Annotated in this window: 17 protein-coding genes; 6 read left to right on the top strand and 11 right to left on the bottom strand. The window is 41.5% G+C overall.

What is annotated here, in order from left to right; all coding sequences use genetic code 11:
- Nucleotides 1-32: 32 nt before the first annotated feature.
- Nucleotides 33-929, top strand: coding sequence for a GGDEF domain-containing protein (locus tag AAEY57_RS06735; protein ID WP_008467488.1), 897 nt, complete (start codon nucleotides 33-35; stop codon nucleotides 927-929).
- A gap of 55 nt (nucleotides 930-984) precedes the next feature.
- On the opposite strand, the gene AAEY57_RS06730 is transcribed toward AAEY57_RS06735, so the two are convergent.
- The 6 genes from AAEY57_RS06730 to lpxB all read right to left on the bottom strand — a co-directional run bounded on the left by AAEY57_RS06730 (nucleotide 985) and on the right by lpxB (nucleotide 9169).
- Nucleotides 985-1326, bottom strand: a complete 342-nt coding sequence (locus tag AAEY57_RS06730) for a hypothetical protein (protein ID WP_008467489.1) — start codon at nucleotides 1324-1326, stop codon at nucleotides 985-987.
- Nucleotides 1323-2633, bottom strand: coding sequence for a tRNA lysidine(34) synthetase TilS (gene tilS / locus AAEY57_RS06725; RefSeq protein WP_008467491.1), 1311 nt, complete (start codon nucleotides 2631-2633; stop codon nucleotides 1323-1325). Before tilS ends, AAEY57_RS06730 begins: the two co-directional genes overlap by 4 nt.
- 322 nt (nucleotides 2634-2955) lie before the next feature.
- Complete coding sequence (gene accA / locus AAEY57_RS06720) at nucleotides 2956-3912, bottom strand: acetyl-CoA carboxylase carboxyl transferase subunit alpha (RefSeq protein WP_008467493.1); 957 nt, start codon at nucleotides 3910-3912, stop codon at nucleotides 2956-2958.
- Between the two features lie 16 nt (nucleotides 3913-3928).
- Nucleotides 3929-7420, bottom strand: a complete 3492-nt coding sequence (gene dnaE / locus AAEY57_RS06715) for a DNA polymerase III subunit alpha (RefSeq protein ID WP_350607049.1) — start codon at nucleotides 7418-7420, stop codon at nucleotides 3929-3931.
- A 2-nt stretch (nucleotides 7421-7422) separates the two neighbouring features.
- Nucleotides 7423-8022: a ribonuclease HII gene (gene rnhB, locus AAEY57_RS06710; protein ID WP_008110956.1), complete on the bottom strand. Its 600-nt coding sequence runs from the start codon at nucleotides 8020-8022 to the stop codon at nucleotides 7423-7425.
- Nucleotides 8012-9169: a lipid-A-disaccharide synthase gene (gene lpxB, locus AAEY57_RS06705; RefSeq protein WP_036953799.1), complete on the bottom strand. Its 1158-nt coding sequence runs from the start codon at nucleotides 9167-9169 to the stop codon at nucleotides 8012-8014. Before lpxB ends, rnhB begins: the two co-directional genes overlap by 11 nt.
- A 292-nt stretch (nucleotides 9170-9461) precedes the next feature.
- Between lpxB and AAEY57_RS06700 the strand changes: the two genes are divergently transcribed.
- The 5 genes from AAEY57_RS06700 to cydC are packed head-to-tail and all read left to right on the top strand — an operon-like array spanning nucleotide 9462 to nucleotide 15852.
- Nucleotides 9462-11045 carry a cytochrome ubiquinol oxidase subunit I gene (locus AAEY57_RS06700; protein WP_036953796.1) on the top strand — a complete coding sequence of 528 codons (1584 nt, stop codon included), beginning with the start codon at nucleotides 9462-9464 and terminating at the stop codon, nucleotides 11043-11045.
- Nucleotides 11042-12181: a cytochrome d ubiquinol oxidase subunit II gene (gene cydB / locus AAEY57_RS06695; RefSeq protein ID WP_036953794.1), complete on the top strand. Its 1140-nt coding sequence runs from the start codon at nucleotides 11042-11044 to the stop codon at nucleotides 12179-12181. The genes AAEY57_RS06700 and cydB overlap by 4 nt, the downstream gene beginning before the upstream one ends.
- 12 nt (nucleotides 12182-12193) lie before the next feature.
- Nucleotides 12194-12358, top strand: coding sequence for a cytochrome bd-I oxidase subunit CydX (gene cydX / locus AAEY57_RS06690; protein ID WP_008110965.1), 165 nt, complete (start codon nucleotides 12194-12196; stop codon nucleotides 12356-12358).
- Complete coding sequence (cydD, locus tag AAEY57_RS06685; protein WP_350607044.1) at nucleotides 12348-14123, top strand: thiol reductant ABC exporter subunit CydD; 1776 nt, start codon at nucleotides 12348-12350, stop codon at nucleotides 14121-14123. Before cydX ends, cydD begins: the two co-directional genes overlap by 11 nt.
- Complete coding sequence (cydC, locus tag AAEY57_RS06680) at nucleotides 14116-15852, top strand: thiol reductant ABC exporter subunit CydC (RefSeq protein ID WP_036953787.1); 1737 nt, start codon at nucleotides 14116-14118, stop codon at nucleotides 15850-15852. Before cydD ends, cydC begins: the two co-directional genes overlap by 8 nt.
- Here cydC and AAEY57_RS06675 read toward each other — a convergent pair.
- From AAEY57_RS06675 to AAEY57_RS06655, 5 genes are all read right to left on the bottom strand, one after another.
- Nucleotides 15849-16256: a septal ring lytic transglycosylase RlpA family protein gene (locus tag AAEY57_RS06675; protein ID WP_008467506.1), complete on the bottom strand. Its 408-nt coding sequence runs from the start codon at nucleotides 16254-16256 to the stop codon at nucleotides 15849-15851. The genes cydC and AAEY57_RS06675 overlap by 4 nt on opposite strands.
- Before the next feature lie 179 nt (nucleotides 16257-16435).
- Nucleotides 16436-17206 carry an acyl-ACP--UDP-N-acetylglucosamine O-acyltransferase gene (gene lpxA / locus AAEY57_RS06670; protein WP_350607040.1) on the bottom strand — a complete coding sequence of 257 codons (771 nt, stop codon included), beginning with the start codon at nucleotides 17204-17206 and terminating at the stop codon, nucleotides 16436-16438.
- 2 nt (nucleotides 17207-17208) lie between these two features.
- Complete coding sequence (fabZ, locus tag AAEY57_RS06665; RefSeq protein WP_008110974.1) at nucleotides 17209-17661, bottom strand: 3-hydroxyacyl-ACP dehydratase FabZ; 453 nt, start codon at nucleotides 17659-17661, stop codon at nucleotides 17209-17211.
- Between the two features lie 27 nt (nucleotides 17662-17688).
- Nucleotides 17689-18711 (bottom strand): UDP-3-O-(3-hydroxymyristoyl)glucosamine N-acyltransferase, encoded by a 1023-nt coding sequence (lpxD, locus tag AAEY57_RS06660; RefSeq protein WP_013465423.1) that lies wholly within the window; start codon nucleotides 18709-18711, stop codon nucleotides 17689-17691.
- Between the two features lie 7 nt (nucleotides 18712-18718).
- Nucleotides 18719-19237 carry an OmpH/Skp family outer membrane protein gene (locus AAEY57_RS06655; RefSeq protein ID WP_008467513.1) on the bottom strand — a complete coding sequence of 173 codons (519 nt, stop codon included), beginning with the start codon at nucleotides 19235-19237 and terminating at the stop codon, nucleotides 18719-18721.

The raw sequence follows: 19237 nt of genomic DNA, 5'->3' as shown, positions 1-19237 counted from the left end.
TATAAAAAGTAATACTATAGGGGGAAGAAATAGTGGAAAACGTTCATATTTTGACACAACGTATCTCTGGTCGCGGCGAATTTTTGCCGTTCTCAGCAGAGCAATATAATAGCAATACACCGACAGCACTGCATGAGCTAGCAGCTAAACTGCAAACGAGCTTAGTTTTAGAAGATATTTTAGGAACGTTTGCAAATTTTGCAAAACAACTGCTTAATTTTTCTGGTGTGCATTTTAAAGCAACAAGTATTGATGTAAAAACACCCAATAGTGATGTTGAAAATCCAGCGTACTCGTTTGATTTAAAAGTTGAAAATGAGTACTTAGGCACATTAACTTATTATACAAAATATCCGCTTAGTGCGGCTATTGAGAAAAAGCTTCAACACTTTCATAGTGTACTAATTTATCCATTGCGCAATGCGCTTATGTATAACCGTGTATTAAGGCTAGCCACAAAAGATTCATTAACCGGATTAAACAACCGTAGTCAATTTAATGACATGTTGCTACAAAAGCTTGAAAATCATCGACGTAACGGTCATTCGTTTAGTTTAATGCTGCTTGATTTAGATAATTTTAAGCAAGTAAATGACAACTATGGTCATAAAATTGGCGATGACGTTTTAATCGAGTTTGCTGCGGTTTTATCTAGTAGTATTAGGGGGACTGATTCGGTATTTCGCTTTGGTGGCGATGAGTTTTCAATATTAATCGAAGACCCGGCTTTTACCACCAATAAAGTGGTGGCTGAACGTATTATGCGTTTAGTCAGAAACTCACCGATTATGTCTAAATACAACGTCACAGCCAGTATTGGTTTTACGCTGACTAATAGCGACGATTGCCAGAACGAGATATTTTCTCGCGCAGATAAAGGCTTATATAAAGCAAAAGCATCTGGGCGAAACTGCGCAAAAGCCTATTAAGTAATAAAAACATTATTTTTAAAAAGCCTAGCCTCCCCCGCTGGGCTTTTTTACGCTACTTTTTTAATATCACGTGCTTATAAATGAGCAACATGGCGCAAAAGCCAAAAAAGAAGCCACTGAGTAAATTAAGCAATGCGGCAATTGTCGCAAGCGGTGTAAAAAGCACTAACAGTAATGGCATACTCACCCCTAAAATGAAAAATACGCCCCCTTTACCTAACCAATAGGCAAGTAAAATGGCGGCACATACCATACCGCCCAACACAGCGTAGCCTAATGTAATTATATTAAGGGTTAAAAATACATTCGCTAAAACCGCAATCAATAGCGTAATTAATATGCCAGTAGGTGCCTTATTTATAAGCGACAGCCCAACATGAGGTTGTTGACTCATGATTTATACTCCCAAATAAAACCAGTATCATCTTTGTGGTTATCACTAATAAAATAGCCAACCACTTGAACTAGCTCATCATTGTAAAAAATTAATGGAATATCAGCACGTAGCCAAGGCGCTACTTTTGCATCTTTAAACCAATGCTTAAGGGTATTACTGCCGGGCTTTTTTAGTGGTTTAATACGCGCACTATTACAGTTAAAACGAACACTGACTTGTTCATCAGGTTTAGGGGCGCGTATACCTATTCCCTGCAGGCATTGTAGTATTTTTCCGTCATTCAGCACTAGTTCGTGACTTGTTACGCGTTCAATATTAACGGCTAAAGGCCTCGGTTGCACAAAATACAGATAACCTTGGTGGCGGCGTATTTGCCCACCGCTTAGCTCAATAACCATTTGCGCATCAGCTTGCGCATGAATAGCCTGACTCATTATTTGCATTAACTGTTTTTGCGAAGGCATGGTATGGGTAAATAGAGCCAGCCATGCGCGCAGAAGATTCGCAATGCGAATAGCGCTGTAATGAGCCATATTTTGTATATTAAGCGCCTGATGTTGGTTAATACACTGTGCGAGATCTTGCTGGGTATATTCATCAAGCAGTGCTTGTTGCTGTTGTAATAATTCTATACTACGGGCTGTACACTGCTCAAACCCAGTAAAACGCTCTGCCAACTTGGGCACGATTTGTTGACGCAAAAAATTACGATCAAAGCATTCATTGGAGTTTGATTCATCAGTAATATGGCTAATATTAAATTGCTGCGCAAACGCTTCTATGTCGCTGCGTTTTACCCCAAGTAATGGCCTATAGCACTCACGGCCACTTTCAAGCACGCGAGTTTGCTGCATAGCGCCGAGCCCTTTTAAGCCTGAGCCGCGCTTTAAACGAAGTAGAAATGTCTCTACTTGGTCATTTAAATGCTGGCCTAACAAAATAACACTATCACTTGGGCTGTGTTCATCAAGCGCTTGATAACGCGCTTCGCGAGCCTGCGCTTCAATACTGGTGCGCGATTTCGGCTCAATAATGACGTTTACCGCCTTAAAACCAATTGAAAGCTGCTCACAGCGTGCTTGACAAAATTGCTGCCAGTGATGGGCGTTATCACTTAAGCCATGATTGACATAAATTGCACTTAAATCTAATTGCGGGTACTGCTGTTTTAACCCATGCATAATATGCAATAGCACGACCGAATCTACCCCACCAGATAAGGCTACTGTAAATATGAATTGCCCATTTTCTAAGTAGTAATTAAGGGCTTTTTTTACCTGCAGATAAATAGGTGTTTTGTGCATTAATATACCCAATGAGTAAATTGCTAATAACCCGAACAATAAAGGCTCTACGTTACGGTATTTAAAAAAAAAAAAAAGCCGCATAGGCGGCTTTTTTCTCTATTTAACCTGAACTTTGGTTAAGAGATTTACTAACATATTGAATCATAGTAATAATTAGATTTATTCTCTCTAGCCAGAGATTTAAAGTGAAAACAAGGCGAATTTTCGCGTCAATAGCTGGCCTATTGCAAGTAAATTCAACGCAGTTAGCGCTGAAAATAGCTGCTTGAGATAGATTTATTATCCAGAGTTCAGGTTATTTAGCTACATTTAGCTATTTTTAACAATAACCAAACGACATTAAACGCTTGTAACGTTGATCAAGCATCTCTTCAAGCGACAACGCTTGTAGGTCTGCTAAATCGCGCTTAAGGCGTACTTTTAAGTTACGCGCCATCGCATCATAATTACGGTGCGCGCCGCCTAGAGGCTCTTCAACTAAATTATTAATTAAATCTAGCTCTTTAACACGCTCTGCTGTTACACCCATTGCCTCTGCAGCCAATGGTGCTTTGTCAGCACTTTTCCATAAAATAGAGGCACAACCCTCTGGTGAAATAACCGAGTAAGTGCTGTATTGCAACATGTTTACTCTGTCGCCCACACCAATGGCTAATGCACCACCTGAACCACCTTCACCAATAACAGTACAAATTGTTGGTACTTTAAGTGCGGCCATTACTTTTAGGTTACGTGCAATTGCTTCAGACTGACCACGCTCTTCAGCGCCAACACCAGGGTATGCACCTGGGGTGTCGATAAAGGTCATAATTGGCATTTTAAAACGCTCTGCCATTTCCATTAAGCGCAATGCTTTACGGTAACCTTCAGGTTTTGGCATGCCAAAATTGCGTTTAATCTTTTCAGCAGTACCACGGCCTTTTTGCTGACCAATCACCATTACTGGCTCACCATCTAAACGGGCTACGCCGCCTAAAATGGCAGGGTCGTTAGCAAACGTGCGATCACCCGCAAATTCGTCAAATTCCGTGAAAATACGCTCGATATAATCTCGAGTATAAGGACGCAACGGATGACGTGCTAACTGTGATACTTGCCAAGCGCCTAGTTCAGAGAAAATTTTCTCCTTCATTTGTGCGCTCTTTTCTTTAAGTTTGCTGACTTCCTCTTCTAATCCAAGGTCTAATTCGCCAGCGCGGCTTACATTTTGTAATTCTTCAATTTTTGCTTCTAATTCTGCAATTGGAAGCTCAAAATCAAGATAATTGAGGCTCATGCTCTAAACTACCTAATTAGTTAAATTCTAGTTCTACATTTTGCGCTGCCATCAGCGATAACTTATGAATTAAGTCGTCACTTGGCGTAACACACCATTCGATCCCTAGGGTCAATTGCACCAACGCATCGGGGCGTTGATAATATACCTTGATCGGACACGTTCCCATTTTGTATGGTTCGAGTACTTTTTGTAATTTGTCGAAGAAACCAGCCTCGATCTGCACCATATTCAGCGTCATCTTAATCGCTTTTATACGCTTTTCACGCGCCTGAGCAATGGTGTTTATTTCTCTGGCGGTCATTGTAATACCACCAGAGAAGTTATCAAAGCTGACCTGTCCGGATATCACCAAAATATTGTTGATTTGCAACATATCTTGGTACATTTCAAACTGTTCTGGAAACAAGCGTACATCAATTCGGGCGCTTTTGTCATCTAAAGTTATCAGCCCCCAACGATTTCCTTTTTTATTAATTAAGGTTCTCGCTGCAATCACTAAACCTGCTCCAGTTGAGAGCACATCACGATTAGTTGGTTGTAAGTCGATGAGTCGACCACTGGTGTAATGCCCAAGCTCTCGTCGATACTGGTTTATAGGGTGACCGGTTAAGTAAAGGCCTAGGGTGTCTTTTTCGCCATCAAGCCACTGATTATCCGTAAGCGGTGTCGCTTTTATAAACGCTTGCTCTACTTCATCAGGCTCTGTAGCAAGTAAACCAAATAAATCACTTTGCCCTAATAATTCAGCTTTGTTGTGCTGATCGGCTGCGCGCATCGCATCTTTTAAGCTGGCTAATAGTGTTGCTCGCCCAGGTTGAGTTTTTTCAGGCCCTAGTTGGTCTAATGCGCCTGCATAAATTAATTTCTCGGTAACGCGTTTATTTAAGCGTTTTAAATCAACACGCGCACAAAAATCAAATAGGTCTTTAAATGGGCCGCCTTTTGCTCGCGCCTCTAATATGGCATCAACCGGCGCTTCACCCACACCTTTAATTGCCCCTATGCCGTAAACAATCTCACCTTGAAGGTTAACAGTAAACTTGTATTCACCGGCGTTTACATCGGGCGGTAACAAAGTGAGTTTCATGTTTTCACATTCATCCACCAGCGTGACTATTTTGTCGGTGTTATCCATATCAGCCGACATTACCGCCGCCATAAACTCGGCCGGATAATGCGTTTTCATCCACAGCGTTTGATACGATACTAATGCATAAGCTGCTGAGTGAGATTTGTTAAAACCGTAACCCGCAAACTTTTCAACCAAGTCAAATATTTTTATTGCCAGTTCGCCGTCAATACCGTTGTTACGTGCGCCTTCTTCAAAGGTTGAACGCTGTTTTGCCATTTCTTCAGGCTTTTTCTTACCCATAGCACGACGTAACATGTCGGCGCCGCCCAGTGTATAACCGGCCAGTACCTGCGCTATTTGCATAACTTGTTCTTGATACAAAATAATGCCGTATGTCGGCTCAAGAATCGGCTTTAAACTTTCGTGTTGGTATTGCGCATCGGGATATGAGATTTCTTCTCTGCCGAGCTTTCGGTCGATGAAGTTATCTACCATGCCTGATTGCAGTGGACCTGGGCGGAACAAGGCCACTAAGGCTATCATATCTTCAAAGCAATCGGGCTTTAATCGGCGAACTAGGTCTTTCATGCCGCGTGATTCTAGCTGGAATACCGCGGTGGTTTCAGCGCGCAGCAGTAGTTCAATACTTTTTTTATCATCCAATGGAATGGTGTTGATATCGACCGGCTGCTTGCCTTCACGCTTTAAGCGCTCATTGGTCATATCCAGCGCCCACTGTAAGATGGTCAGCGTACGTAAGCCTAAAAAGTCAAACTTAACCAAACCGGCGGTTTCTACATCGTTTTTATCAAACTGAGTAACCGGAAACTTGCCTTCATCATCACAATAGAGCGCAGCAAAATCGGTAATCGTGGTCGGCGATATTACAACCCCTCCTGCGTGTTTACCGGCATTACGGGTACAACCCTCAAGAATACGACACATGTCGATTAAGTCTTTAACTTCTTCATCGCCGTCGTAGGCTTCTTGCAAACGAGGTTCAACGTCAAACGCTTTAGCCAGTGTCATCCCAGGGTCGCCCGGAATAAGCTTAGAAATACGATCAACAAATCCATAAGGATGACCAAGTACCCGGCCTACATCGCGTATAACCGCTTTGGCCGCCATAGTACCAAAAGTAATAATTTGCGATACCGCATCACGGCCATACAAGGCCGATACGTGATCAATTACTTCATCACGCCTATCCATACAAAAATCGACATCAAAGTCGGGCATAGAAACACGTTCTGGATTCAAGAAGCGCTCGAAGAGTAAATCGAACTCTAGTGGATCAAGGTCGGTAATTTTAAGGGCATAAGCTACTAAGGAGCCCGCACCTGAACCACGCCCTGGACCTACAGGAATATTGTTATCTTTACTCCATTGAATAAATTCCATTACGATCAAGAAGTAACCAGGAAATCCCATTTGGTTAATTACATCGAGCTCTATCTTTAAACGCTCATCGTATTCGCCGCGTTTTTCTTGGCGTTCTTGTTCATCAGGAAATAAAAATTGCAGTCGTTCTTCAAGTCCATCTTGTGAGACTTTAACCAAAAACTCATCAATTTTTAATGAGCCTGTAGGGTAATCTGGTAGGAAATACTCACCTAATTGAACGGTTACATTACAGCGCTTTGCGATTTCTACGGTATTTTGTAACGCCTCTGGAATATCACTAAATAGCTCTGCCATTTGTTCTGGCGTTTTTAGGTATTGCTCTTGTGAAAAACGCTTTGGTCGGCGTTTATCATCTAGGGTATAACCATCAAAAATAGCCACCCGAATTTCATGGGCTTCAAAGTTTTCTGGCTTTAAAAATACCACTTCATTGGTAGCCACTACTGGCAGTTGCTCTGTGGTTGCAAGCTCCACTGCCATGTGCAAATAATTTTCTTCTTGAGCACGGTTGGTGCGAATAAGCTCAATATAATAATGATCGCTGAAGTGCTGTTTATAAAAGCTTACCACCGACTCAACAATAGCGGGGTTGCCTTTTATTAATGCTTTTCCTAAATCGCCATCTTTTGCACCCGAGAGTATGATGAGCCCCTCTTTTAAATCAACTAACCATTCACGGTCAATCACTGGGCGATGAAACACATGACCACGTTGGTAGGCTTTAGAAATTAATAAGGTGATATTTTTATAGCCAGTGTTATCTTTAGCTAATAACGTTATTCGGCTTGGCTCATCAGGAAACTCAGGACTACGTACCCAAAAGTCAGCGCCAACAAGTGGCTTGATACCTGCGTTATGCGCTGCGCCATAAAAACGCACTAAACCACAAAAGTTCATTTGATCGGTAATTGCCAGCGCTGGCATTTCAAGCTCTTGTGCTTTAGCAACAATTGGTTTGGTTTTTGCCAAACCATCAACCATCGAAAAGTCTGAGTGCACTCGTAAGTGAACAAAATCAGGAGCTGCCATAATTACTCCTTACCCGAAAGCGCAAGTACACGCTGCACCGGTTTAAAGCTCTTACGATGCTCATCTATAGCACCGTATTGTTCAAGCGCTGCAAAGTGTGCTTTAGTCGGATACCCTTTATGCCCTGCAAACCCATACTGTGGATAGCGCGCATCAAGTTCAATCATTTCATCATCACGGGCCACTTTTGCTAAAATAGACGCGGCTGATATTTCAGCGACTAAGCTATCGCCTTTCACCACTGCTTGAGCAGGCATAGCCAATTTAGGAAGGCGGTTTCCATCTACAAACACAAATTCAGGCACTGTGCTAAGTGCTTCCACCGCGCGGCTCATGGCAAGCATGGTGGCTTGTAATATATTTAGCTCATCTATTTCGCTTGGGCTACAACGACCAATGGCGTAACACAGTGCTTTTTCTTTTATTTCGATGGCTAATAATTGGCGTTTTTTATCCGTTAATTTTTTAGAATCGGCAAGGCCTGCGATTGGCTTAGCGGGATTTAAAATAACAGCGGCAGTAACCACATCACCCACCAGCGGTCCACGACCCACTTCATCTACGCCGGCAATTAGGGTTACATTAGGTCGTTCAATTTGCATTTATTAACTCCGCCACTGCATTTGCAGCTTGTTTACTTGCATCTAATCTAATTTTTTCATGTATGGCTAAAAAGCGGGCTTTTAATTCTTTATTATCGCTATTTAGCATAGGAGTGAGTGCCGCGGTTAAATTAGCCACATTACACTCACTTTGTAAAAACTCTGGTACTAATTCTTCGTCTGCCAATAAATTTGGAAGCGAAAAATATTTAATATTAAAGGTAAATAAGGTTTTAAAAATCCAATAACTTAGTGGTTTAATTTTATAACCAACCACCATTGGCTTTTTGTATAACATGCCCTCAAGCGTTGCCGTACCTGATGCCAGTAATATAGCATCGGCGGCTTGCATAGCTAAATTTGATTGGCCATCTAGTAAGTTAACATTAAGTGAGGGCGCTGTGGCATTTAAAATAGCAATAAACTGCGCTTTGCGCTTTTCGTTCACCAGTGGCACAACGACTTTAAGCGCTGGGTTCTGTGCTTGCAACTGAGACGCTGTTTTTATGTAGGTTTCACTTAACAAGCCCACTTCTGAGCCCCGGCTCCCGGGTAATAACGCTAACACCTTGTCATCAGCACTTAAGCCTAGTTGGCTGCGAGCTTGGCTATCGTCGTGCTCAAGTGCAATGTCGTCGGCTAATGTATGGCCTACAAAAGTACAAGGTACTTGGTGTTTGTCGTAAAATTCTTTTTCAAAAGGCAATAAAGCCAATACTAAGTTAGTGGCAGCGCTTATGGTGTGTATACGTTTTTCACGCCACGCCCATACCGAAGGACTTACGTATTGCACAGTTTTAATGCCTGCGTCTTTTAATGGTTTTTCTACGCGCAAATTAAAATCGGGCGCGTCAATGCCTATAAACACATCAGGAGGGTTATCAATAAAATGCTGTACTAACTGTTTGCGGATTTTTAGTAAACGCGGTAAACGGCCTAGGACTTCAACCAAGCCCATAACCGACAACTCATCCATATCAAACAGCGTTTTACAGCCTTGAGCTTGCATTTTAGGGCCTGCAATACCTTCAAAGATTGCATCAGGAAAATGCGCTTTAAGCGCTTTAATGAGCCCTTCACCTAAAATATCGCCCGACAGTTCACCTGCCACAATACCAATTCGTAGTTGTTTTTTATCTTTTTTCATTTGCTATTTTTTCACAAGTAAACCCGGCGTTCATACCGATTAGTTTACCGTGTTTTAAGGCTAGGTTAAACGCTTAAAACACACCACTTTTTTATCGCTTACTCTTAATTGATGATTGCGTATTTTATAAGCTGATGTAATGTCATAGTATATTAAAGTTTTCTAATATACATATTGACAAAAATTGTACAAACACTAATAATGACGCAAACTTTCAGAAATTACTGAAAGTTTATTAAATTATTGACAATTGCTTTGTGCTGTCACTGCATCACAACCAAAGGAGCCAAAAATGATAGATGAAACCTTTGTGGATCTATCGCGATTACAGTTTGCTGTCACCGCTCTATTTCATTTTTTATTTGTGCCGTTAACAATCGGTATGACCTGGATTTTAGTTATTATGGAATCGGTTTATGTTATGACCGGTCGCGAGATTTATCGTGATATGACTAAGTTTTGGGGCAAGTTATTTGGTATTAACTTTGCTATTGGTGTGGCTACCGGCCTCACTATGGAATTTGAGTTTGGTACTAACTGGTCGTATTACTCTCATTATGTGGGTGATGTATTTGGTGCACCACTGGCTATTGAAGGCTTAATGGCCTTCTTTTTAGAATCAACCTTTGTGGGGATGTTCTTTTTAGGCTGGGATAGGCTCTCTAAACGCCAGCATTTAGGGGTAACATTTTTAATGGCGCTGGGCACTAATATGTCTGCGCTGTGGATTTTAGTTGCTAATGCGTGGATGCAAAACCCAGTCGGCGCAGAGTTTAACTATCAAACCATGCGTATGGAAATGACCAGTTTTGCAGAGCTGGTATTTAACCCTGTAGCACAAGTTAAGTTTATTCATACTGTGTCTGCAGGTTATGTTGCCGCCTCTATGTTTGTACTTGGAATTAGTAGCTGGTACATATTAAAAGGACGTGATTTAGCATTTGCTAAACGTTCGTTCTCGGTGGCATCGGGCTTTGGTTTAGCCTCTATTTTATGTGTTATTTTACTCGGTGATGAATCTGGCTACGAAGTCGGTGAAGTACAAAAAGTAAAACTCGCCACCATTGAAGCGGAATGGCATACCGAAGAAGCGCCTGCCGCCTTTACCATGCTAGGTATTCCTGACTCTGAAGAGCAAGTAACTCATGCTGCGGTAAAAATTCCTTACGCATTAGGTATTATTGCAACACGCTCACTCGATGAGCAAGTGATTGGTATTTCAGATCTTGAGAAAAAACACGAAAAGCGTATTCGCAATGGCATGATTGCTTATGAATACCTGGAAAAACTTCGCGCAGGTGACGATACCCCTGCAAATATCGAAAAGTTTGATAACGTGAAAGATGATTTAGGCTATGGCTTATTACTTAAACGTTACACTCCTAACGTGGTAGATGCCAGCGAGGCACAAATACAACAAGCCGTTAAAGACTCCTTCCCTAAAGTGGGCCCTATGTTTTGGTCATTTAGGATTATGGTTGGCTGTGGCGTAATTATGCTTGGCGTGTTTATTCTCTCTTTTTATTACAACGCCCATCGTATTATTGAACAAAAACGTTGGTTGTTATGGGCGACGGTATTGAGCATTCCTTTGCCTTGGATTGCTATTGAATTTGGTTGGATTGTGGCTGAATATGGCCGCCAGCCATGGGCTATTTCTGAAGTATTACCGACCTTTTTAGCAACGTCATCGCTGACGGTTAATGATATTTTAATTAGCTTAACTGGTTTTATTATTTTCTATACTGGACTGGCGATTGTTGAAGCATGGTTAATGATTAAATTTATTAAGCAAGGACCAAGCTCCCTTCATACCGGTAAGTACCATTTTGAATTACCTGATCACAGCACGGCTGCTAAAGGAGAACTATCATGATTTTTGATTATGAAACATTAAAAATGCTCTGGTGGTTAATTATTGGTGTGCTGTTAATTGGTTTTGCCATTACCGATGGTATGGATATGGGCGTTGCTATGTTGCTACGCTTAGTCGGCAAAACAGATTCTGAACGCCGTACCGTTATTAACACTATTGGCGCCCATTGGGATGGTAACCAAGTATGGTTTATAACCGCAGGTGGCGCTTTATTTGCAGCATGGCCTATGGTGTATGCGGCAGCGTTTTCTGGTTTTTACTTTGCCATGATGCTGGTGTTATTTGCGTTATTTTTTAGACCTTTAGGCTTTGACTATCGCTCTAAAGTTGACTCTAAACGCTGGCGTAATAACTGGGACTGGGGCTTATTTGCCGGCAGTGCCATACCTGCCCTAGTATTTGGTGTAGCGTTTGGTAACTTATTTTTGGGTGTACCGTTTCATATCGATAATTTATTGAGAGTTAGTTATCAAGGGTCGTTTTTTGCCTTGCTTAATCCGTTTGCGCTTATTGCCGGCTTGGTTAGTATTACCATGTTAGTGGCACATGCGGGCATGTGGTTACAACTGCGCACAGCTGATCAAGTTGCTGAGCGCTCAGGACAATACGGTCGCTACTCATTACTTGCCTTTATAGTGTTATTTGCGGCAGCTGGTGTGTGGGTTGCCAATCTAACGGGTTATCAAATTGCCTCTATGGGTGACACCCAAGGTCATGCAGATCCACTGGCTAAAGTAGTTACCACTGCTCAAGGCGCATGGCTTAATAACTACAGTGAACGCCCATGGACAATGACCTTCCCTATTTTGGCATTTTCGATGGCACTGTGTGCACTGCTGTTTTCTAAATTGAATAAGCCCGCTTTGGGATTATTAGCAACCAGTGTGATGTTAATTGGGGTGATTATGACTGCGGGCGTTTCGTTATTTCCGTTTATTATGCCTTCAAGCAATAACCCTGATATTAGCTTAACAATTTGGGATGCGGTATCGAGCCACAGAACACTCAATGTTATGTTTATTGCTGTGGTTATATTTGTGCCACTCATTTTAGCCTACACCATCTGGTGTTATGTGAAAATGTGGCGCAGAGTGACCGTTGATGAAATTGAAAATAACCCTCACGGCAGTTATTAAGGAGACTAAATTATGTGGTATTTCGCGTGGATTTTAGGTGTACTGCTTGCTTGTACCTTAGGCGTTATAAACGTGATGTGGTATGAATTTCATCAAAATAAAAACAGCATTGCTGATGATGAACAAGCCACCCATGATTTATTAAACGAGCATAATACAAATCACAATGACGACTAATCCCCGACCAAATCGCGCGCAGCAACAACCCCTGCGCGCTTTTTTAAAACAGCAGAGTAAACCGGCGGCAATGTGGTTAAAGCTAAGCATTGCACTTGGAACCGTTAATGCGATTTTAATGATTGCAGGTGCTTATTTACTCGCGCAAACCATTCATGAGGTAATGTTTGAAGGGCGTAATTTAGCCCAAGTTACCCAGTATTTATGGCCTTTAGCGGGTATTATTTTACTGCGTGCCATTTTCTTAGCACTCAGCGAGCGATTAAGCGCATTTGCTACGCTTAAAATTAAATCGGCTATTCGCCAAACCTTACTCGATAAACTCACACAACTCGGCCCAAGTTATATAGAGAAAAATGGCCAAGGCGCTACGCTCAACACGCTGCACAATGGTGTAGAGGCACTCCATGACTACTATGCTAAATACCTACCCGGTGTTGCCTATAGTGCGCTTATTCCATTGGCTATATTAGTGGTTATATTTCCTACCGATTACAAAGCAGGATTAATATTTTTATTAACCGCGCCACTTATTCCTTTTTTTATGATTCTAGTTGGTCACAAAGCCGAGGCGCTTAATCAAAAACGTTGGCAACAACTGGCAGTATTAGGAAACTATTTTTTTGACCGTGTACAAGGGCTTACTCAACTAAAATTATTTAATGCCACGCGCAAAGAACTCAAACAAATTGCGCGTATTTCAGATGATTTTAGGCACGCAACGCTAAGCGTGTTAAAAATTGCTTTTTTATCCTCTTTTGCGCTGGAGTTTTTAGCCACAATTAGTGTGGCACTGGTAGCGGTAATTATTGGTTTTAGATTGTTTTTTGGCACTCTGGATTTTGCTACTGGCTTTGTAGTGCTGTTACTAGCACCTGAATTTTATTTACCCCTTCGCCAATTAGGCAGCCATTACCATGCGCGCCTACAGGGAATTAGTGCCGCTGCAGATATGTTGATTATTTTAAATGCACCACTGCCAGCAAATGATAATAGCCACACAGCGAATATCAATATTGATGCTAACAATACTATCAGCATCCATGATCTCAACTTTAGCTACCCTAATAGCAATGAGGGAATTAATAATATTAATTTAACCCTGCCAAGCAAAGGACTAGTAGCCATTGTGGGAGCTAGCGGCTCTGGTAAGAGCACCCTACTTGATTGCATGCTTGGTTTTCACCCAGAAGTAATACAACACATATCCATTGACCAACAACCATTGACGACAGCCGATATAAGCCAATTACAACAAAACATTGCCTGGATCCCACAAAAGCCAACCTTATTTTACGATACCCTAGCCGCCAATATAAAACTAGGTAACCCAGACGCTTCACATGAAGCACTTGAACATGCTGCAAAGCAAGCAGGCGCACTGGAATTTATTAACGAGCTGCCCGATGGCTTTAATACCTTAATAGGTGAGCAAGGCGAAGGACTCTCTGGCGGGCAAAAACAGCGTATCGCTCTAGCTCGTGCATTTTTAAAACACGCCCCTATTTTAATGCTCGATGAGCCAACCGCTCATTTAGATAGCCAAACCGAGCAACTCATTCAAAACGCTATTGCTGAATATGCAAAAAAACACTTGGTGATCACCATTGCACATCGCTTAAATACAGTAAAAAATGCCAAGCAACTTATCGTTATGGAAAACGGCTGCATCGCTCAACACGGCGATTTTAAAGCGCTCAGCCAGCAATCTGGCGAATTTGCAAAGCTGCTGCAAACAGCGCAACATGGAGCGACTAATGACTAACTTTATTCGTTTACTTAAATTGTGCCGCCCTCATTATAAAGCGATGCTTTTAGGGACGTTTCTAGCGTCACTCACGGTGCTAGCTAATGTAGGCTTACTCGCTATTTCCGGCTGGTTTTTAGCTTCTATGGCTGCCGCAGGAATTGCAGGCGTCCATATGAACTACTTTACCCCAGCTGGCACCATTCGTTTTTTGGCGATTGTGCGCACCGCCTCACGTTACGCTGAACGCTTAGTTACTCACAACGCCACATTTTTATTGTTAAGTGAAATACGAGTAAATATGTTCGCCACACTCAGTAGACTTAATAACCTTGATTTAGCTATGAGCCGCAGTGCCGATTTAGTTAATCGCTTGCAAAACGATGTAGACGCACTAGATAAGTTTTATTTAAATGTGTTGCTGCCGATGTTAGTAGCTTTACTGACTGTGCCTATTATTATGCTGTTTATGTCAGCCTACAATGTGAATGTCGCTCTTATTTGTTTTGTTGGGATTGTTATTATTGGGGTGGTTATACCGGCAATATTAAGTAAGCAATTAGATAAAAATAGCCACCAAGAAACCTTACTTAGTGCGCAACTAAGAGCAGAGCTTTCAGATACCTTAACGGGTCTCAGAGAACTAAATATTTATCAAGCTCGACACCAGCAACTCACTAAATGTGATCAGTTAAGTGAGCAGTATAATCAGCAATTATTTATTCGTCATAAGGCTCTTGGCAATGCTGATGGGTTGAGCTTACTCATAGTGCAATTGGCTATGCTTTCCAGCATTGTTACTATTGTGCCGCTAGTGTTTAGCGGTGCTATGGTAAATGTAGAGCTGGCGATGTTGAGCCTGTTTGTGCTTGCCAGTTTTGAAAGCGTATTGTTACTACCCAATGCCTTTATTGAACTCCCTAATGTGCTCAAAGCAGCTGAGCGACTCTTTACCTTTGAAGACAAAACACTTAATACAAATGATGTATCCACCACAGATATTGAGCTATTAAATAAGCACTGGGCTTTGTCATTAAATAATGTCAGCTACCACTATGGCCAAAAGCAGGCATTAAATAATGTGAGTTTTGAGCTACCTGCAAAGCATAAAGTGGCGATTGTTGGTAGAAGCGGCAGTGGTAAAACAACCTTAGTGAATTTACTAAGCGGTTTATGGCCTCTGCAACAAGGTGCAATTAGCTTACAAAACGAAAAAGAAACAATAAACCTGCATAATTTAAATAATGAAAGCCGTGCAAAAACATTAAATATTTTAGCCCAGCAGCATCATATTTTTGATGGTACATTAAGCGATAATCTTGCCTATGCGGCACCTGATGCAACACCGCAACAAATGACAGCGGCGTTAAAACAAGCCGAGCTGGGTAACTGGTTTAGCACGCTAAAAGAAGGCTTAAATACTCGTTTAGGCACAGGGGGACGCAGTGTCTCTCAAGGCCAGTCAAGACGCATTGCCTTGGCACAAGCGCTGCTGCAACAACCCGCCATTGTAGTGCTCGATGAACCCACTGAAGGGCTCGATAATATTTCTAAACAAGCCGTTATGAACAGTATTTTACAGCTAAAAAAGCATGCTAGTGTATTAACAATTACTCATGATCCAGCGTTGTTATCGCAAATGGATAGTGTCATCTGGTTAGACAGTGGACAAATCATCGCTCAAGGTTCACATCAACAATTGCTCAATGAACACCCTGACTATGTGGCGTTAACGACCCGCTTCTAGTCCTTAGCAGTATTACTTTTATCAATAACGGTGACCGTTACATCAATAACGCCAACTTTAGGGTCGGCTATTTTTTTAAACATCGCCTTAGATAAATCAATAATTCGCCCCCGAATATAAGGCCCCCTGTCATTAATTCTGACCACTACAGACTTATTATTAGCAATATTGGTAACTTTCACTTTTGTACCAAATGGGAGTCTTAGATGCGCAGCCGTTGCCGCCTGTTGGCTAAAACGTTCGCCATTAGCCGTGGTTCTGCCATGATATTTGTCTGCATAGAATGATGCTTTACCTCGCTCTGACATATCACTTTGTTGATTATTTATTTGCCTTGGCGCAGTACTACAAGCAGTTAACATAACCAATAGCATTGAAAGCAATACTAACTTTATCCGTTTCATTATTTATACTTTATAGGAAAATGTGTAGGGAGTGTAATAAGGTAAGCCTGAGTAGAGACTGAATTTAATAAACATAGCAACATGCACTTCATGGCTGAGTTATTAATCAAATATCAGCTAATAAAAAACCACCTTGGTTACTCAAAGGTGGTTTTTTTTATAAATTAAAATGCTCTTTATTAACGCACAATACCGCGCTCTGAGCTTTTAACAAAATCAATCATCAGCTGCACAGCAGGGTATTTTTCAGCGTCTTCTGAAAGCGATTCTATCGCTTCATCAACGCCTAGGCTCTTGCGATAAAACGCTTTGTACGCGCGGCGTACTGCCATTATCTCATCGCTTTCAAAACCACGGCGTTTCATACCTTCGGTATTGATTGCAGCAGGGCCTGCTGGCATCCCAATGGTGGTAATAAAAGGAGGTACGTCTTTATTTACACCAGAATACATACCAACAAATGCATGAGCACCAATTTTACAAAATTGATGCACACCTGAGTTACCCGCTAAAATAACCCAATCACCAACATGAACGTGACCTGCTACACTGGCATTATTTGCAAAAATAACGTTATCGCCAATCACCGCATCGTGTGCAACGTGAGTGTAAGCCATAAATAAGTTATTGCTACCTATTTTGGTAACACCTTCATCTTGGATTGTACCGCGATGAATAGTCGCACATTCACGAATAATATTATTGTCGCCAATAATTAAGCTTGTTGGTTCGTTGTTATATTTTTTGTCTTGGCAGGCTTCGCCCACAGAAGCAAACTGAAAAATATGGTTACCAGAGCCAATAGTAGCAGGCCCTTTAACAACAACGTGAGACTCAATAATACAGTCATCACCAATAACAACATCATTACCGATGTAACTGTATGGTCCAACTGACACATTGTTACCAAGTTTTGCACCCGGTTCGATTATTGCCGTAGCATGGATCACAATTAAAACTCTCTTCTAGCACACATGATTTCGGCGCTACACACTGTTTTGCCGTCAACTTTAGCTTCAGCCGCAAATTTCCATATGTTACGACGCTCTTTTAAAAACTTAACATGAAGATGCATGGTATCACCTGGCACAACCGGCTGCTTAAAACGAGCATTGTCTACGGCTGCAAATAGGTAAAGTTCGTTTTCACTACGATTTTCAACCGTTTTAAACCCTAATAGACCCGTTGCTTGTGCCATTGACTCTAATATTAGCACACCAGGAAAAATCGGCTGGTTTGGGAAATGGCCGGTGAAAATGGGTTCATTAATCGATACGTTTTTAATTGCATGTAACGATTCACCAGGGGTGAAATCTATAACGCGATCAATCAGTAGCATCGGGTAACGGTGCGGTAATAAACTTAAAATTTCTTGAATATCAAGGCTATTTAATTCGTTTGCCAAAATAGCATCCTTATTAGTGTTCAACGTTCATGACTTATTCAATGCTTCAAGCGCTTTTAGACGTGACTTCATGTCTGAAAGGTTACGCAAATGAGCAATTGATTTTCGCCATTCTTTGTTAGTCGTATGAGGCATACCGGATGAGTAAATACCCGGTTCGGTGATTGATTTAGTCACCATACTCATACCAGTAATTATAACACCATCACATACAGACATGTGACCGTTAATTGCGGTCATGCCGCCAATCTGGCAATTTTTACCTATGCTGACACTGCCTGCAAGTACAGTACAACCGGCAATAGCCGTGCCTGACTGAACTTCAACGTTGTGTGCTATTTGACACTGATTATCAATAATAACGTTACTGTGAATAATAGTATCATCAAGCGCACCACGATCTATCGTGGTACTTGCACCAATTTCGACTTTATCGCCAATGATCACTGAGCCTAGTTGTGGAATTTTAAGCCACTGACCACGTTCATTCGCATAACCAAAACCGTCGCTGCCAATAACAGTATTCGCTTGAAATAAACAGTCTGCGCCAATCTCAACATCATGATAAACGCTCACACTTGACCATAGTTTGGTGCCTGAGCCTATTTTAACACGTTCACCAATAAAACTGTTCGGACCAATTTGTACGTTATCGCCAATCACAGCGTCAGCTTCAATTACAACATTCGCGCCTATGGCTGCGCTTTTACTGACTTGCGCACTGGCATGTATAACCGCACTTGGGTGTATACCACTAATGGCACTACGTGGCGTGGTATCCATTAACTGAGCGAGTTTAGCGTAATTCACATACGGATTGGCGACGATGATTTTGTTGCCTGAAAAATAAGGCGCATCCTCAGGACTCAGTATCACAGCACTGGCTTGTGTTGTTTCAAGCTGAGAGCGATATTTCTTGTTCGCTAAAAATGCAATATGCCCAGTCTGGGCATTTGCAAGTGTTGCTATTTTTTTAATTTCTAAAGCGCCATCACCTTGTAGCTCGGCGCTTAGAAGTTCCGCAATTTGCGAAAGCGTATAATTTTGCATAAATTAATTATTTCTTACTTACAGCGTCTACAACTTTTTCAGAAAGATCAGTTACTTCTTTAGGGTTAAAGTAAATTGTTGTGTCTTTTACTTTAACTTCGTCGAAGTCGCCTTTTTTAGCAATCTCTTGGATTGTTTCAATGATTAGAGTCTGAACTTTAGCCAACTCTTGATTTTGGCGTGATTTAATTTCTTGCTCTAGAGGACGACCTTTTTCAGCAAGATTTTTTTGCATACCTTGAATTTTATCACGTAATGCGTCTTTTTGGTCTTGACTCATTGTAGTGCTTTCACGCTTAAACTTTTCAGCTTCAAAGCGAATGTCACCTTGTAACTTTTCAAGCTCTTGACGACGCTCTGCAAACTCAGTTTGCAGAGACTGTTCAATTTTAGCCATTTGTGGAAGCTGCTTGTAGATTTCTTGCATATCTACAATACCCACTTTATGAGCAAAAGCGTTAACTGATGTACCCATCATAAGTGTAGCTAAAACGGCAACTGCTGTTGATTTGAATAATTTTTTCAC

It is taken from the genome of Pseudoalteromonas sp. MER144-MNA-CIBAN-0113, from assembly GCF_040308965.1.
In the GTDB taxonomy this organism is placed as follows: domain Bacteria; phylum Pseudomonadota; class Gammaproteobacteria; order Enterobacterales; family Alteromonadaceae; genus Pseudoalteromonas; species Pseudoalteromonas tetraodonis.
The sequence above is the reverse complement of the archived record's forward strand: the minus strand, read 5'-3'. Positions and strand labels throughout refer to the sequence as shown.

Excerpts from the sequence above, each read along its gene's own strand:
- AAEY57_RS06730 (WP_008467489.1), bottom strand. The coding sequence starts at position 1,326 with ATGAGTCAACAACCTCATGTTGGGCTGTCGCTTATAAATAAGGCACCT.
- AAEY57_RS06675 (WP_008467506.1), bottom strand. The coding sequence starts at position 16,256 with ATGAAACGGATAAAGTTAGTATTGCTTTCAATGCTATTGGTTATGTTA.
- dnaE (WP_350607049.1), bottom strand. The coding sequence starts at position 7,420 with ATGGCAGCTCCTGATTTTGTTCACTTACGAGTGCACTCAGACTTTTCG.
- cydB (WP_036953794.1), top strand. The coding sequence starts at position 11,042 with ATGATTTTTGATTATGAAACATTAAAAATGCTCTGGTGGTTAATTATT.
- accA (WP_008467493.1), bottom strand. The coding sequence starts at position 3,912 with ATGAGCCTCAATTATCTTGATTTTGAGCTTCCAATTGCAGAATTAGAA.
- lpxB (WP_036953799.1), bottom strand. The coding sequence starts at position 9,169 with ATGAAAAAAGATAAAAAACAACTACGAATTGGTATTGTGGCAGGTGAA.
- cydC (WP_036953787.1), top strand. The coding sequence starts at position 14,116 with ATGACTAACTTTATTCGTTTACTTAAATTGTGCCGCCCTCATTATAAA.
- cydD (WP_350607044.1), top strand. The coding sequence starts at position 12,348 with ATGACGACTAATCCCCGACCAAATCGCGCGCAGCAACAACCCCTGCGC.
- AAEY57_RS06700 (WP_036953796.1), top strand. The coding sequence starts at position 9,462 with ATGATAGATGAAACCTTTGTGGATCTATCGCGATTACAGTTTGCTGTC.
- tilS (WP_008467491.1), bottom strand. The coding sequence starts at position 2,633 with ATGCACAAAACACCTATTTATCTGCAGGTAAAAAAAGCCCTTAATTAC.
- rnhB (WP_008110956.1), bottom strand. The coding sequence starts at position 8,022 with ATGCAAATTGAACGACCTAATGTAACCCTAATTGCCGGCGTAGATGAA.
- lpxD (WP_013465423.1), bottom strand. The coding sequence starts at position 18,711 with ATGCAAAATTATACGCTTTCGCAAATTGCGGAACTTCTAAGCGCCGAG.
- cydX (WP_008110965.1), top strand. The coding sequence starts at position 12,194 with ATGTGGTATTTCGCGTGGATTTTAGGTGTACTGCTTGCTTGTACCTTA.